The 16,070-nt window shown below is 44.1% G+C and carries 16 protein-coding genes; 3 read left to right on the top strand and 13 right to left on the bottom strand.

Annotated elements, in window-relative coordinates; translation table 11 throughout:
* Window positions 1-92: 92 nt before the first annotated feature.
* From AC50Y5_RS08380 to AC50Y5_RS08320, 13 genes are all read right to left on the bottom strand, one after another.
* Window positions 93-653, bottom strand: coding sequence for a GNAT family N-acetyltransferase (locus tag AC50Y5_RS08380; protein ID WP_056028247.1), 561 nt, complete (start codon window positions 651-653; stop codon window positions 93-95).
* Window positions 654-741: 88 nt separating this feature from the next.
* Entirely contained in the window at window positions 742-1,083 is a 342-nt protein-coding gene (locus AC50Y5_RS08375) for a hypothetical protein (protein ID WP_155972687.1), read from the bottom strand.
* 168 nt (window positions 1,084-1,251) lie between these two features.
* Window positions 1,252-2,220, bottom strand: a complete 969-nt coding sequence (locus tag AC50Y5_RS08370; protein ID WP_494859782.1) for an ETX/MTX2 family pore-forming toxin — start codon at window positions 2,218-2,220, stop codon at window positions 1,252-1,254.
* 193 nt (window positions 2,221-2,413) lie between these two features.
* Window positions 2,414-3,103 carry a response regulator transcription factor gene (locus AC50Y5_RS08365; RefSeq protein ID WP_056028255.1) on the bottom strand — a complete coding sequence of 230 codons (690 nt, stop codon included), beginning with the start codon at window positions 3,101-3,103 and terminating at the stop codon, window positions 2,414-2,416.
* Window positions 3,104-3,203: 100 nt separating this feature from the next.
* Entirely contained in the window at window positions 3,204-4,088 is an 885-nt protein-coding gene (locus AC50Y5_RS08360) for a GNAT family N-acetyltransferase (RefSeq protein ID WP_327204884.1), read from the bottom strand.
* 117 nt (window positions 4,089-4,205) lie between these two features.
* On the bottom strand, window positions 4,206-5,267 hold the full coding sequence (locus AC50Y5_RS08355) for an HD-GYP domain-containing protein (protein WP_494859780.1): 1,062 nt from the start codon (window positions 5,265-5,267) through the stop codon (window positions 4,206-4,208).
* A gap of 205 nt (window positions 5,268-5,472) precedes the next feature.
* Window positions 5,473-5,889 (bottom strand): GNAT family N-acetyltransferase, encoded by a 417-nt coding sequence (locus AC50Y5_RS08350; RefSeq protein WP_056028259.1) that lies wholly within the window; start codon window positions 5,887-5,889, stop codon window positions 5,473-5,475.
* A gap of 139 nt (window positions 5,890-6,028) precedes the next feature.
* Window positions 6,029-7,975 carry an AraC family transcriptional regulator gene (locus AC50Y5_RS08345; RefSeq protein WP_056028261.1) on the bottom strand — a complete coding sequence of 649 codons (1,947 nt, stop codon included), beginning with the start codon at window positions 7,973-7,975 and terminating at the stop codon, window positions 6,029-6,031.
* Between the two features lie 169 nt (window positions 7,976-8,144).
* Window positions 8,145-9,014 carry an aldo/keto reductase gene (locus AC50Y5_RS08340; protein WP_494859778.1) on the bottom strand — a complete coding sequence of 290 codons (870 nt, stop codon included), beginning with the start codon at window positions 9,012-9,014 and terminating at the stop codon, window positions 8,145-8,147.
* Window positions 9,015-9,116: 102 nt separating this feature from the next.
* Window positions 9,117-9,533, bottom strand: a complete 417-nt coding sequence (locus AC50Y5_RS08335) for an RrF2 family transcriptional regulator (protein WP_056028266.1) — start codon at window positions 9,531-9,533, stop codon at window positions 9,117-9,119.
* A 167-nt stretch (window positions 9,534-9,700) separates the two neighbouring features.
* Window positions 9,701-10,159, bottom strand: coding sequence for an OsmC family protein (locus tag AC50Y5_RS08330; protein WP_494860670.1), 459 nt, complete (start codon window positions 10,157-10,159; stop codon window positions 9,701-9,703).
* Between the two features lie 159 nt (window positions 10,160-10,318).
* Window positions 10,319-11,875, bottom strand: coding sequence for an ABC-F family ATP-binding cassette domain-containing protein (locus tag AC50Y5_RS08325; RefSeq protein WP_056028269.1), 1,557 nt, complete (start codon window positions 11,873-11,875; stop codon window positions 10,319-10,321).
* 252 nt (window positions 11,876-12,127) lie between these two features.
* Entirely contained in the window at window positions 12,128-14,110 is a 1,983-nt protein-coding gene (locus AC50Y5_RS08320; RefSeq protein WP_494859775.1) for an ABC transporter substrate-binding protein, read from the bottom strand.
* A gap of 230 nt (window positions 14,111-14,340) precedes the next feature.
* On the opposite strand from AC50Y5_RS08320, the gene AC50Y5_RS08315 reads away from it, so the two are divergent.
* From AC50Y5_RS08315 to AC50Y5_RS08305, 3 genes are read left to right on the top strand one after another with little or no spacing between them, the layout of a single operon-like run.
* Window positions 14,341-15,012: a bifunctional transcriptional activator/DNA repair enzyme AdaA gene (locus AC50Y5_RS08315; protein WP_494859773.1), complete on the top strand. Its 672-nt coding sequence runs from the start codon at window positions 14,341-14,343 to the stop codon at window positions 15,010-15,012.
* Window positions 14,996-15,556, top strand: coding sequence for a methylated-DNA--[protein]-cysteine S-methyltransferase (locus tag AC50Y5_RS08310; RefSeq protein ID WP_494859770.1), 561 nt, complete (start codon window positions 14,996-14,998; stop codon window positions 15,554-15,556). The genes AC50Y5_RS08315 and AC50Y5_RS08310 overlap by 17 nt, the downstream gene beginning before the upstream one ends.
* Window positions 15,516-15,956 (top strand): HIT family protein, encoded by a 441-nt coding sequence (locus AC50Y5_RS08305; RefSeq protein ID WP_494859765.1) that lies wholly within the window; start codon window positions 15,516-15,518, stop codon window positions 15,954-15,956. Before AC50Y5_RS08310 ends, AC50Y5_RS08305 begins: the two co-directional genes overlap by 41 nt.
* Window positions 15,957-16,070 lie beyond the last annotated feature (114 nt).

Below are 16,070 nucleotides of genomic sequence, written 5' to 3'. Positions count from 1 at the left end.
TTTCACAGATATTCGACAGATTTTGCTGAATCCCTTCTCGTTAGCCTGCCTCCATTAGAATTACTTTTGACCTATTAATAAACAGCCGTTGTTCAATGAACCTTTACATCTGGAAGCAGCTTTTCATAAATGCTCCAGCCACTCGCTTCGCCTTTGTACGTATAACCACATTGCTTGTAGAAGCGGTTAAGCTTCTCATTGTTTGCGATACAATCCAGCTTGATCCGGTCTTTGCCGGAATACTGGATACCCCCTTCAACCCAAGCCATCATTTCGCTGCCAAGTCCCTTGCCGGAAAACTGACGATTAACGACTAACCGGTGCAAAAAGATCGCGCTTCCCTTGCCCACTTCCGTATCACCCCAAAGCTTACGATCCCATTCGCTAGGCTGCTGCTGTAAAATAACCGAGCCCGCGAGCCCCTCTTCCCCTGCTTTGCGAAACGCAAAAACCTCGCCACGCGCAATCGCTCCCGCAAGATTATGGCTATCCTCACCTTGAAGCAGGCCGCCCCACTGCGTGGAGCCCATGCTGCTAAGCCAGCGAGCCGTTTCCATAATCAGCTCACGTACCGCCTCCTCGTCCTCGGGACCCGCTTGAAAAGCATATATGTCGTCGTTAACGGACGGATTTAATATTTTTAAGCTTGCCATTGTGCACCTCGTTAGTAGAAATTTTTGTAGTTATAACTATGTACATGGAATAGGAGTTTACTATAACATAAGACGCTCAATGAATAAATTACTTATCCTTTTTGTCTGGCGTATCGTCTTTCTTCTCATCCTGTTTTTCAAGCTGCTCAGCAAATTGCTGTTCAATTTCCTCATTAATTTCTTTGATTTGCTGCTCGCTTAACTGATTGACTTTATTCAGTTCTGCCTCAATTTTAAAATCCTCTGCTTCTTCCTTGCCCATCAAACCTAAATGGCTTCTAATTTCCTGCAAATTTTTGTGGATGTGAAGGGTTTTGCGATAATTCAAAATCACTATAGCAAAAGTGATGCTCCAGATCAAAATCGCACCCATGGGCACCAAGCTTGAAAGGAGCAGTCCAATTAAGGTTAACACCACTATATAGAACATAAGCATTCACCTCAATTTCCTTTTGAATGTTAGTTTAACTTAATTTATATGCAGGAACTACCCCTTTCCTTACGGAGCAAAAAAAACGATAGCAGGCAAAAAGAGGCCACCGCCTCCTTCTGCCTGCTATCGTTCATCTTTATATTATGATGGCATGGAATACATAAACTATACGATCGTTTTATACTCGGTATTAACGGTAAACGTGTTCACGCCGGTATATTTGCCTGAAGCCGTTTCGGTTGTTTTCCCATTCGGGTACTCCACTTCAAACGTCACCGTATAGGGCACATCGATAACGCCCTGCAATAAAATAGCGGAAACCTCGATAGTTGCACCTGCTGGCAAAACGACTGGGACCTGCAGCGAAACCTCCTGGGACTCGTCTTGTGTCTTGGTTTCCGAATAGCTGCGCGAGCCCTCTACCGAGATTTTCACACCCGTATCGCCTACAAGCGGCAGCCCTGCTTTAAATTCAAGCGTTTCCGATACCTTGAGCCCTCTCTCCCATTTGAAATTATACGTATGGCTTTTGGAAAATTTCAATGTAACTTGCTGCGTTTGCTGGATATTCGAATGGTTGGTCACAAGCTGTTTGGCTGCTACGATCGGCACACTATTAATCACAATTGAGCTGTCCATTTGAAATTCCATTTTCTTGACCGTAATCTTCTTGCGATCGGGTACGAAAACCCATAATTCATTGATCTGACCGTGGCACCATTCCCACGTCACAAGCGAGTCGCCGCTTTTAAATGGGCCGTTGCCAGGAATATTGAGCTTCTGTTCCCAATCCACATAGCTGTTAATCGCATTGTGCGTTCCCGCAACATTGTCGTCACGCCATACCATGAGACCATTGACGTCCGCTTCTGTAACGGGCGCCTGATAAATCTTTGAGCCCTGCGTGGAGTCCTTTCTTCCAATGCACTTGCCCGTCGCTTTGTTAACGAGCGCATAGGCATTGTCATCTCCAGCGCGCACCTTTCTTTTTTCCCACAATTGATGTTCATTTCCGTACACCTGTGGCAATATCGTTATGCCTTCCCCACTCTCAGCCGCTGTAATAACAAGCAGCTTATTATCCGAAGTCCTCGCCTTAGAAACAATTACCTGATATTCAATTACATCCGCCATAACCTTCATCCACCTTCCACTCGATTTGATAAAGCTTCCCCGTAGTCATCTATTCAACGTTTGCAATCGTGGATGCTCGCAGCTCTTTGACTTCTTATCATTAGCTACATCTTGGAGTAGATCACTTAGAGGATCTAGCTACTACAGAATAAAGGTAGAATGTGTCAGGCGTATGGCAAAAAAATAGAAGGGATTAATTTTCATGATTGGTATAAAACTGGTACCCCGTTCTCCGCAAGGTACGAATTTCTCCTTCTTCTGGAGGCAAATGCAGCAGCGCCTGTCGCAAGCGTTTAATCGCATGATCCACAGCCCGGTCACTCCCATCATAGCCAATTCCCCATACCTGCTCGATCATTTGCTCCCGATTAAAAATTTGATTAGGATGCTCCATTAAAAAATGCAGCAGTGCAAAGTCTTTCGGCGTTATCGATAGACATACTTCATTCAAATAAACGCTTCTGTCGTTTAAATTGATTTTCAGACTGCCGTACTGGATCTGATTTCCCGCAATTAATGCATGCGTACCTCTGCGCAATACAGCTTGAATCCGTGCTACCACCTCCTGTGGCTCGAACGGCTTGGTGATGTAATCATCTGCGCCGCTGTTCAGCCCAGCCAGGCGGTCACCAATCTCCCCTTTAGCTGTGAGCATAATGACCGGACAGACGCTGCGCCGCCGTACTTCCTGCAGCACCTCCCAGCCATCCATTTCCGGCAGCATGACATCAAGCAAAATAAGCGCGGGCTGAAGCACGGCCAGCTTCTCCACCGCCTCTTTCCCTCGGTCAAAAATAATGCTCGCAAAGCCTGCCTTTCGTATATACGCCGCCAAAACGCGGGAAATAGCCGGCTCGTCTTCGACGATCATAATCGTTTGCAAGGTTAGGCCTCCTTGGGGGAGTAGGATTTCTTTTGGCAGCAATGGCAGGGTTGGCGTATGGATGAAGTTAGTTTCTCCAATCGAAGCTTACTGGAATGTTTCAGCCTTTTGTGTTGTGCGAAAAATAGGCAGCCAATATACTAAGACTTTCCTCCCGTAATATCCCAGCTGTGATATCAGGCTTATGGTGAGAATTTTCAAATACAATTTGAGAGCAAGGACTTCCCTGCTCGCCCAATATACTGCACAACTCCATGTTGCTCGCGCTATAAACCAGTCGCCCCACATTTGTCCAAACCATCGCACCGCTGCACATATAACAAGGCTCACAGCTCGAATATAAGGTGTATTCATGCAAATCCGTAATGTGGGTTTCTTCGCAAAATCGCCGCAGCAGCCCAGCCTCTGCATGGAAAGTTGGGTCGGTTGCTGAATAAATTTGATTTTCATTTGTAAATACAATTTCCCCGTCTTTAACGAGTATCGCTCCAAAAGGTTCGTTTCCGTGCTCAACCGCAAGCTTAGAAAGCTTAATTGCTTCTCTCATAAAAAGCTCGTCTTGACTCATATTCATTTCTCCTTTTATGTGGCGTTCCATCACAATATAATCTTTGCCGCTTTTACTGAAGGTGGCGTCCGTTTTAGAAAGCCCGAATTTCTCATAAAACGTTGCTTTATCCATTCTTGCATTGCAATATATCCGTTTAACGCCTAGGCGCTCTGATTCACTGAGTGCGTAATTCAGAAGTTTGCTTCCATAGCCTTTATTTTGATGACGGGATAGAGTAGCAAATTTTCTAAACTGAGCCTGAACGCCATGAATAAAAATGGACACCACTGAGACCAGTTCTTCCTCTTCAAAAAGTCCATAGTGAGTGCCCTCGCCATCCTCTTTAAGCTTTATAAAATCAAAATCCTTATCCGGCCACATGACCTGATGACGCAATTGCCAAGCTTGCTCCTTCTCTATGATTCTAATTTCCAAGTTAAATCAAACCTTTCATTGAGCTCAAATACTATCTATTTTAACACATACAAACCATAAAAAAATAAGGAGCCTTCTTGGCCCCCCGCGTAATACTTAATTTATATGCCAATCCTCTTATCCGACAATTTCAATGATTTTAATATCATCAAACTTGCTAAGATCAATAAACTCGTGGTTTTCAAGCGCTATAAATGGTCGAGTCGGGTAGTTATAGTTGTTCAGCAAAATAGTTCCTCGTCTGTTGTCCGATAAAACAACCTCACAACCGATTTGGGTGGAGAGCAGCATATCCAGCAGCGTGAGCCCAATTACCGAATCAAAGCGATTTAAAATAATTTGTTGATGAATTTCTTCGATGGCTTCAAAAAATTGCAGCGCAGCCCTATAAGGTCTTTCTGAGATGATAGCCATATAGAAATCTGTCAAACCTACAATTTTGCTAAAACGATCCAGCTCATCCCCCTTCAGAGCACTTGGATAACCGCTGCCGTCCTCTCGTTCATGATGCTGAAGAGCGACCAGAGCAACCCGAGGTTCAACGCCCGATTGGAGTAGTAGCTCGTTTCCGAGAATGGTATGCTGCTTTAAAATCGCGTATTCATGAGTGTCTAACCTTGACTGTTTGGAAACGATTGCAGTTGGCAGCTTGACCAGTCCAATATCATAGAGACTCGCCGCAGTTGTAAGCATATCCAATTCGTTTTCTTTCAAACCAAGCCGCTTACCTAAGGAGGTCGCAATAACGGCCGTTCCTATACATTGCCTGTACCTGTAATCGTCCTGTTCCTTAAGCTCGGAAAATAACTGAAATAGATTATATCGCTTCGCTATTTCCTTTATAAAGGGAAGAACTTCCCGTTCAAGCTCCTCGACAGGAACAATTCCGTTTTGACGAACGAACTGATCCATATCGTTAAAATGCTGCTTAGCCCTTTCATATGAATCTCGGAAGGAGGGCTTTTGTTTCGGTGTATGATCAGAAATTTCCTGATTCAGCTCAGAAGCATTCGCATCGATAGTTGTGACTTCCCCGATTTGGATCTTAAATTTAGCAAGTCTCTCGGTGTGACTTTTTAGAAGAATAGTTCCCTTTCTGATTAAAAGCGTTCCCTTTGTATCGCGGATGCTTTTCGTTAGTATTTTACCGATTAATTGTTCATAATCTTTAACTAACAATGATAGTTCCTCCCTAAGTGGATTACCTATTCTCTAATATGGATTCCTGAATACAGGATAAAAAAATATTCGGAAATATATCTGGAATACATTAGAAAAATAATGAAAATGATCTTTAAGGATTATTTTTCTAAAATTAATCATTAGTTAGATCATGACTTTATAATCATACCCGTGTTTATCCTTCTAGGTATTAAGACCCGATTCATAAATTAGAAAGCCTCTTAGTAAGTATGATTTCCAGAGGCTCATCTTCAAGTATTAAGCACCCTGAATCTCGATAACCTAATTTTCTATAAAAATGCTGAGCCTCTTCATTTGCTAAAGTAGAGGTCATAACCAAGTTAAAACGGAGCTTCTTCATTTCATCCTCCCAAAAAAGAACGGCTTTCTTCCCTAATCCTTTACTTCGATAGGTATCATCGATCCAAATCATATTCAAAAAAGGCGTGTTGTCCCAAAAATAGCTGTGCCGCATCCACCCAACGATACGATATTCTTCATTCTGCAAAATGTATATCTCATTCCCTCTAATTTTCGGTAAGATTAAGTTTTCTGAGATGTGATGGTCATGTTTTCTAATATATTCGAAGTGCGAATCATTTGCAGCAATAATCCTCATTATAATTACTCCTCTAAACTATTTAATTACATTATTATACACCTGTTCACTTCCCTAGAGGACATCATATTAATTTTCTGCTCAAATAAAAAAGCTCCTGCTCAGACTACGGGCAGAAGCTTTAATACGATATTCTAGATCATTTGTTCTGTGGTGCATTCGTCAGCCAATCAGCCAATTCTTCTGTCTGCATTAATATCGACAGCGGGTCAATAAAATAAGAGCGAATGTTAGACCAGGCATAAAGTCTGCCATTTTTGACTGCTTCCAGCCGTCCCCAGATTGGATCCTCGCGAAGCTCCTCCAATGACCTCTCCGTAGTCAGGATGATATAGTCCCCGGCATATTGCTCCAATACTTCCATTGAAATATCCTTGTATTTATCTTCCTTAACTGCTTCATCATAGGCTGGGGGCGATACCCGTCCTAGATTCTCATAAATAACTTTTCCCCCACGGCCAAACTCACTGCCATAAATACTTAATGTTTTGTCTGTCTCCTGCATGATACTAAAGGTTGCATCTGCGGGTATCACTGCTTGGACCTTGGCACTCGCAGCCGCGATTCGCGCATTATAATCGGCTATCCATGAAGAGGCCTCCTCGTCCCGCCCAAGCAGATCTCCAAAGAACTTAACTTCCTCCTCAATGGATGTGAAGTTTCCATAGGGAATGGCAATCGTTGGAGCAATTTTACTGTACTTTTTATATTCTTCCTCCTCCGAGGTCATGACGACAATCAGATCAGGATTAAGCTCAATCAGCTTTTCAAAGGAAACATCACTGCCGGAAGAACCGACAATCTCAATATTGTCCGTTAAACCGTTGAAATACGGATTATCCATAATGCGTGTTGTAGAGGCGATTGGATTAGCCTTCACGGCTAGCAGACTGCTCAAATATTGAATCGCCACAATGCGTTCAGGCTTTTTGGAAACTTCCACTTCGCCGAAGGCGGTATTCACGATCTTGGTGTCTGTTATTGGCGTCGCTTTCTGAGTTAGTGCTGAAGAATTAGAGCCAGCAGCGGCGGTTTCCGATGGGGACTGCAGATTCGTATTTCCCCCTCCGCAAGCTGTAATCAATAAGGCCATACAGATAAGAAGTGCTGCCATCATATTTTTTCTGGATGTTCGGTACATATAAGACTCTCCCTTTTCTTTATAGTGATAACAATTATCATTATCACTATAGCATGGAGCGATGGACTCTGACATGGATAATCCCCACTTTTTATATGGATTAAACCGAACACCCTCCTTATCCGACAGCTTTTTTTTGAAATGGCTGGGAGAAAGGCCAACGTTCTTTTTGAAAATGCGATTGAAATAAAACACATCCTCATAACCTACACTCTGGGCAATGTCACCAATCGAAGCATCTGTGTTTTGCAGCATATGACATGCTTTTTCAATACGAAGCCCTATTAGATAATCAATCGGACTGTGCATCGTCAATTCCTTGAATCTGCGGGCCAAATATTGGGGATTGTAGCCAAACCTCTTCCCTAGCAGCTCCAGTGTCAATGGCTCATCCACATGCTCATGCATATACTGAGCTACTTGCTTAACAACCTCTGTAGGAAGCAGGTCCATTCCTAGCTGCTGCTTTTGCTGAAGCATTTCCAGAATAAATGGAAAGAAGAGTGTTTTCGCTAAAAATTTTTCTTTCTCCGTCGATCGATTCCATGCAGCCTCCATCCGCTGTAGAATCTGATAAAGCCCTATAGGCTGCGCGGGAGCAAAAGCAAATATTTGCTGAAACGGCGGGATTCCTCCCTTGTCCAGAAAATGCCTTCGGCGCAGCGGAAACTCGCCACGATAAAGCACCATATAATATTCCAAATATTCCGCTGCTTCAATATCCAGCCGCATTCCCTTGCAGCCATGCAGACAATGAAAATGTTCAACAGGATGAATAATTCCATCCATCCGTATCGTTGCTTTGCCTTTGTATAGAAATATAAAAGCACTTGCAGGCAAACGGTAACCTATGCTGGACTCTCCCTCAGAAAGAGCATGCAGACGGATGTCAGCCAGTTCAATATGTAGGTGATTCCAAAGCTTGTACTCTTCTTGCTGCTTCATCCTATGACAAATACTCCTTCCGTAATCGCTTATTGATGCACGTTCTCTTTAGAAATAGACACTGGCTTCTATATTAACTTGGATGGCTGAGACTTGCATACCTGCCCTGAGTATAGCAGTTTCAGCAAGTCTCTTAAAGACTTCGCTCATATACTGTTATTCGACTACATTATTTAATAAAAATCTTCATTAATTTATTATAGATTGGATTAATCATATAACCGGTTGGATTAATCGAATACCTTTTGCCTCTATTCAGCTGGTTGATCTGTTCCAATTCATCGCTAGTAAGCTCAAAATCAAATATCTCGCTATTTTCTTTCATTCTTTTAGGGCTCGATGATTTTGGAATGACGATGATGCCTCGCTCCAAGTGCCAACGTAAAATGACTTGCGCCACTGTTTTATGATGATAAGCCGCAATTTTTTTTAACCCCGGATGCTCCAATAACGCTTTATTCCCTTGCCCTAGCGGCCCCCATGCCTCATGCAAAATCTGATGTTCATTAAGATATTGGTGCAGGTCATTTTGCGCAAACTCGGGATGCGTCTCAATCTGATTGATCATCGGCGGGATTGTGGCATGCTTCATTAAATGCTCCAGATGCTGAATCTCAAAATTTGCAACGCCAATCACTTTGATTTTCCCTTCGGAGTACAGATCTTCCATTGCTCGCCACGCTTCCAAATAATTTGGTGCAGCAAAATGAATCAAATACATATCCAGGTAAGCTACATTCAGCTTTTTGCAAGTTTGTTCAAAAGCCTTTATGGTCGCTTCATAACCAAGATCCGTATTCCACACTTTAGACGTGATAAAAAAAGCCTCGCGAGGCAGCCCGCTTTTCTGAATCTCTCTTCCTAAAGCTTGCTCATTGCCGTAAATTTTAGCGGTATCAAAATGCCGATATCCGATTCGAATAGCCTCGCTGATCGCCATCTCAAATTCTCGTTCTTTCGTTATTTTGTATACCCCAAACCCCAATTGCGGAATTTCAACGCCATTGCTCGCTTTTACTGCTCTATTTTCAAAAGTCATGTTATTGCCCCTTTCGGTTGTTTAAAATTAAAAGAGAGGAATGTAATATATTAAATATTCATTATATCTAGTTATCTCAAAAAAAGAGAAGGCAACCGTCGTTTAGTTCAAAAAGTCGGTTAACCTCACTTCTTTCAAATGATTGTGCATAGACATCTCAACGGTTTGTAGACTAAAGGCTATCTTTTGTTTGACTGCGTCGACTTCTTTTCCTTGCAGTGTGGTATCGGTATGGAGCTTGAACAGCGCTTTTCCAGGTTCGACTGCTAGAAAAACATCCAATAACGTAATTTCTGCTAGCGGCCTTGCCAGCAGTATGCCTCCCTTCGCTCCTTCTTTAGCAACCGTCAGCCTAGCATTGTTCAGATTCCTGATGACCTTAACCGTTGTCGGAACCGGAATATTTAATTGCTCTGAAATCACTTTGGTCGATAGAAAATTAGAGCAGTTCTCCTCCGCAATGCTGTGAATATAGAGCAATATGGCAATTCCTTGCGATAGAGCTGTCGAATATGACATTTTTAACTCATCCTAACTGTTCGGCGATCTGATCATACTATATATCATTTATATTTAGTTTTCAATAAAACTTTTTAAGCAATTGAAGTTAAAGATGCGGAAGCAGCGGGCTATCGAGAAAATATCCTTACACAGACCACAGCTAGGGCTATCTAATATTCAGCCCATTACTCCTCATTAATCCCTGTTATCACAATAGTAGGCTGCGTCTCTATGGAGACATTGCCTGCCACAGCTCTCGATATCATACAGGACTCTTCTGCCCTATGTGCCAGCCGCTCTGCCTTCGTCCGCTCAGCCTCTGATGCATCTGTTTTAAGCACAATTCGCGGTTTGTGTACGATTCGTTCATACGTAAACACATTATTCGTTACATCTACAATCGCTTCCGACTCCAGAGTTAGCTCCTGCGGTGTAAGATCCGAACGCTCGAGCATCGCTGCCAGTGTAATCAAATAACAGGTCGCTGCTGCCCCCAAAAGCATTTCGTCAGGGTTGGTACCTGTTCCTGGCCCTCCCATCTCCTGCGGAATCGAAATAATCGTTTTTAATCCGCCGGCATCGATATGTCCTTCACTGTTACGCCCGCCATTCCATACCGCTTTCAGATGAAAAGGGTGTTTCATCTCCCTCATTCCTTTCAATATCTTCAATTCAATCTCGGATACATGGGTTAGATTGTTCATTCCATTCCATCCTATCATAACGCTTCCTGAGGGAGAATTTCAAAACAGCACAAAAAAGGCCGCCTCTATGATGGCAGCCCTGCATTCCTGTTATACCATTTAAAACACTTTCGTCGTCCAATTTTCGCAGTTCCACGTATCCGTCACAATATCGCGATAAAATTCGGGTTCATGGGAAATCAGCAAAATGCTTCCCTTATACGCTTTAAGCGCACGCTGCAGCTCATCCTTGGCATCTACGTCGAGATGGTTGGTCGGCTCGTCGAGCACGAGCAGATTCGTCTCGTGGTTGATCAGCTTGCACAAGCGGACTTTCGCTTTCTCTCCGCCGCTTAGCACCACGATTTTGCTCTCGATATGCTTCGTTGTCAGACCGCATTTGGCAAGAGCCGCCCGAATTTCAAACTGTGTAAAGGAAGGGAACTCACTCCAAACCTCTTCAATACAGGTGTTGTTGTTCGTTTCCTTCATTTCCTGCTCGAAATAGCCGATTTCCAGCAGATCCCCTAGCCTTGCCGAACCTGAAATAGCCGGTATTTGGCCGAGGATGCTGCGCAGCAGCGTTGTTTTACCAATCCCGTTTGAACCGACCAACGCTATTTTTTGTCCTCGCTCCATGCTTAAATTCAAAGGCTTCGACAGTGGTGAATCGTAGCCGATGACGAGATCCTTCGTTTCAAAAATCACCTTGCCGGAAGTTCGAGCCGGCTTGAAGTTGAACTGCGGCTTCGGTTTTTCCCTGGCGAGTTCAATAACGTCCATCTTATCGAGCTTCTTCTGACGGGACATCGCCATATTACGCGTAGCCACGCTGGCCTTGTTGCGTGCAACGAAGTCCTTCAATTCCGAAATTTCCTGCTGCTGCCGCTTAAAGGCGGATTCAAGCTGTTGCTTTTTCGCCTCGTACACCTGCTGGAAATACTCATAATCCCCAACATAGCGCGACAGCGACTGATTTTCCATATGGTAGATCAGGTTGATTACGCTGTTCAAGAACGGAATATCATGCGAGATTAAAATAAAGGCATTTTCGTATTCCTGTAAATATCGCGTAAGCCATACGATATGCTGCTCGTCGAGATAGTTGGTAGGCTCGTCAAGCAATAGGATATCCGGTTTCTCTAGCAGCAATTTGGCGAGCAGTACCTTGGTACGCTGACCTCCGCTGAGATCATGAACATCCTTGTCCAAACCGATGTCTGTAAGTCCAAGCCCGCGAGCCGTTTCATCGATTTTGGCGTCGATCATATAAAAATCCTGATTCGTTAGCGTGTCCTGAATCGTTCCGACATCCTCCAGCAGCTGCTCCAGCTCCTCCGGAGAGACATCACCCATTCTCCCGTACATATCGTTCATTTCCTGCTCCATATCGAACAGATATTGGAACGCACCGCGCAAAACATCGCGCATCGACTGTCCCTTTGACAGCACAGCGTGCTGATCCAGATAGCCCGTCCGCACGCGTCTTGCCCACTCAACTTTACCATCGTCCGGCTGAAGCTTGCCTGTGATAATGTTCATGAAGGTAGACTTACCTTCACCGTTGGCACCTATTAGACCGATATGTTCGCCCTTTAGAAGGCGGAAGGATACATCGCTGAAAATTGCCCGGTCTCCGAACCCGTGGCTCAGCCGCTCTACATTTAATATGCTCATGAATAACACCTATTCCTTTATTAAAGTATTCTCGTCAAATTATAAAGGTTATAGCGCCACAACTCCATACCGATTTTAAAAATAATATAGAATCTGGGCCAAGGTGAAACGGCTTTCGCCGTCCTCTGGCGGCGCGGCGCGTTTCATTCCGAGAAATATAGAGAAAGGATGGAAAAATCATATACTTTCCTATATTTTAAAAAAACCAGAACCGCACACCCACGGTTCTGGCTTCTACCCGTCAAACACCCATTATTCCCCAATAAAACTCTCCACAACAAACGCCAACTGAGCGTCCAAAGACACAGGGTCGCTGAACATAAAGCCTCTGCCTTTTTCGCGGAAAACGCGATTGTTTTTGACTGCGTCCAGTTGCTCCCACATGCTGCCTTCAAAAACAGCCTCTGGATTGTCCTTGCCTGTCCACTCGTTAATAAAAATATAATCTCCTGCATATTCGGGCAGCAGCTCCAAAGACAGCTTCGCCCAGCCTGTACCGCTGTCGATCGCTTCCTTCTGAATAATGGGCGGCGCCTTCAACTGGAATTCCCCATAAATAATTTCGCCGCCTCTTCCCAGCTTATTGCCGTAAGCATAAAACTCTTTAGCACTGCCAGAGTCAAAGATAGCAACGGTTTTGTCACCCACAGCCGCTTGCACCTTCGGTTTGTAATCGGCTATCTTTTTATCCCAAGCCGTAATCCAGGCATTAGCCTGATCCTCCCGGCCCGTCATTTTCCCGAATTCCAGCAGCTGCTGCCTTACAGGCACGCCATAATCGACAACTACCGTCGGAGCAATCTGGTTCAGCTGCTCGAGAACAGCCGGGTCATTCCATACGATAATGAGATCAGGCTGCAGCTCCAAAATCTTTTCATACGCGATGCCATCGCCTATACTTTCGACCCCATCCAGCTTTCCTTCCGTATAGCTGTTGAAAGCTTCTTCCCCCGCACCAACCGGCTTAATGCCGAGCGCCAGCAAATGGCCAACAAAGGCGCCCGCTATGATAACGATACGCTGCGGATTTTTGGGAATTTTAACTTCGCCATTCACTGCCGAATAAGTCACCATTTCCGCTGCGCTCGCTGCACCACCGTTTGATGCTGAGGCCTGCACTTGAGCGTTTCCATCTGCCGTTGCTGCTCGTGCAGGTGACGCAACTGATCCATTATTGGAGCTGCCTGCTCCTGAGCAAGCGCTAAGTAGCAGCGTAAGACATAATAGTAAAGTGACCCCCATAGCTGATTTGTTTCTGTACATCGATAAATCTCCCTCTCTTTTATATCGATAATGGTTCTCATATCCACTACCAATATAACGTTGCAGCCTGCGCGGGAAAAGGGACGATCCAACCCTAATGATAGGATAATCGAACCCTGCTTTCTTTGCTTTATCCTGATCCTTGAATTGCTTGGGAGTCATTCCGGTATATTTTTTGAAAATCCTCGTGAAATAGGATACATCGTCATAACCGACACTGGCAGAAGCCTCTTGCACGGTCATATCTGTTTTGCGCAGGTATTCCATGGCTTTGTTAACACGCTCTTTTATCACATAATCAATCATGCTTATGCCCGTTTCCTGTCTAAATTGTCTGGATACATAGGGGACGCTGTAGTGAAAAATCTGCGCAATTGATTCCCGGGTTAAAGGCTCCCTGTAATGCTCCTGAATATAACGAATGACCTGGGCTGCGAGATTAGGTCTTTTCATGCCAATTTGCTGCTGCTCCAGCTGCCATAGCAGTTCATAAACAAATTGATAAAACAACGTTTTAACATGAAATTTTTCTAACGTGCGCGAGCTCTGCCATTCTTTCAGCATATTATCCACCTTGTCAAATAAAACAGCAGACCGCAGTGGAGCCAAACTATATTGCAGTTGAAACGGATTATACCGCTCCATGAGATGCAGGATTTCCCGCCTGCCAGTCGATGGAATCGTTGCTCTATAAAAGATCAAATAATATTCAAACTCCGCTTCCGTTGGAAAAATATCCAGACAGGTTCCTTTTCCACCGTGCCATAGATGGAATCGCTTCGCGGAATGTTCGATCCCATCCAGCAGCACCTGAGCCTCGCCGCGAATGGCATATAGGAAGACACTTGACGGAAATAGGTACGACCGCAATTCCTCGCCATGCATCATGGTGAAGTGCCTTACGTCAATAACCTTGATAGCAGCAGCATTCCATAGCTGGATATGCTCTTCCTCATTGATCGTGACAGTCAAGTGATAAGCCCCTTTTTATGTAGAATCTTATGCCGCATTTTTAATTATTGAGAACTATTATCAACAACGAAAATTATAATTCATTTATCCGCAAACCTCAATGGATTTGGCTGGGTGCAAACGAAAAAAGACCCCCTATCTCCTTGTCATTTCGTTATCTTGCTATTCCATTCCAAATTACACACAAATACCCCCGCTCACGGTTATACTAATCTTAGAGGTGAACGAGCATGTCCGATGAATGGAAAGCGAATCTGGATCAGATTCCTCGCAGTCTGCGCGATAAGGACGAGCCAATCCTTCCTGCACCTGTGTCTGAAGAACAATGGCGAGCCATTGTAGGAAATGACCCTTCATATGATGGCCAATTTTATTATGCTGTCAAAACGACGGGCATCTTTTGCCGGCCATCCTGCAAATCTAGACCGCCCAATAGAGAGAATATCGGATTTTTCCGAACCGCTGAACAAGCGCTGGCTGCCCAATTTCGTCCCTGCAAACGCTGCAAACCTACTGGGCAAAGGCTGCCTGATGAAGAATGGATCGCGATGGTGACCGAATATATAGATCGAAACTACAAAGAAAAGCTAACGCTGGCTGCGCTTGCAGCCATTTGTCATGGCACGCCGTATCATTTGCACCGAACCTTCAAAAAAGTAACGGGCAAAACAACCGTCGACTATATCCAGCAAATAAGAATCGAAAAGGCTAAGGCGATGCTTCTATCTTCTCCTGTATCCATAGCAGAAGTAGGCGAATGTGTTGGCTTGTCCAATACGCCATATTTTATTACCCTGTTCAAGCAGAAAACCGGATACACACCCGAAAGCTATCGACAGCAGCATAGTAAAGATGCCATAACAAAAATAAAGGAGATCCTCCAAAATGACGAATTCAATTAACAGGGCCATATACTGGTCGCTGTTTAGTTATGAAGATTGGAATATGCACGTCGCTGCTACCGACGAAGGGCTTTGCTTTGTCGGTTCACAAAACCAGCCATTTGAAGAGTTGGCGAAATGGGCTGCATCGCGGTTTTCACATAGCCCTTTGATCCATGATGATGAAAAGCTGCTTCCGTATAAGGCTGAGCTAGCCCAATATTTGCAAGGAGCGCTTGAAAACTTTACGGTTCCTACCGTATTTCAAGGAACGCCTTTTCAAGAGGCCGTATGGCAGGCTCTTTGCAGCATTCCATATGGGCATACCTGGTCCTATTCAGATATTGCCAACCATATTCAGAAGCCTGCAGCGGTTCGAGCAGTTGGTGCGGCCATTGGCGCAAATCCAGTGCTCATTACCGTTCCGTGCCATCGCGTAATCGGCAAAAATGGGACACTTACTGGCTATCGTGGTGGAATAGCGATGAAAACAAGATTACTGGAGCTGGAGGGTCTCCGCATCAATGGGAAAAAGAACATTCGACATGGCACAATATCGTTTTAGAAATGAGGTGTTAATTATGACAAAATGCCCATATTGCGATATCTCAAACAATGGAGATAAACACGAAATAATAATTAAAAATGATAGCTGTACCTACTCTCTTTTAGAAAATCAAGAAATAAGAGGTGCCGGAATCATTGTACCGCATATACACAGGGAGTCGGTATTTGATTTATCGGAAGAAGAATGGAATGCTACATATCACTTGCTTATCAAGGTAAAGCAGTATGTGGACCAAAATTATTCACCTGATGGGTACAATATCGGATGGAATTGTGGAGATGTCGGTGGTCAACATATTTTTCATGTTCATCTACACGTTATTCCTCGTTATTCCAATGAGAAGATGGCTGGAAAAGGGATTAGGTACTTATTTAAAAATAATCAGATAATCGATTAAGCTAAACCAGCTAATATCTTGTCAACATTTTTCTCTTAAATTTATTTGGCGTTGGCAGTATACTAAAAATAGGCGTGCTAAAGAACCTTCTCTGCAGTTGCTGGAAGGTTTTTC

Source organism: Paenibacillus sp. JT22N7 (assembly GCF_059383875.1).
Note: the sequence above shows the minus strand (reverse complement) of the source record. Positions and strands in the feature narration are given on the sequence as shown.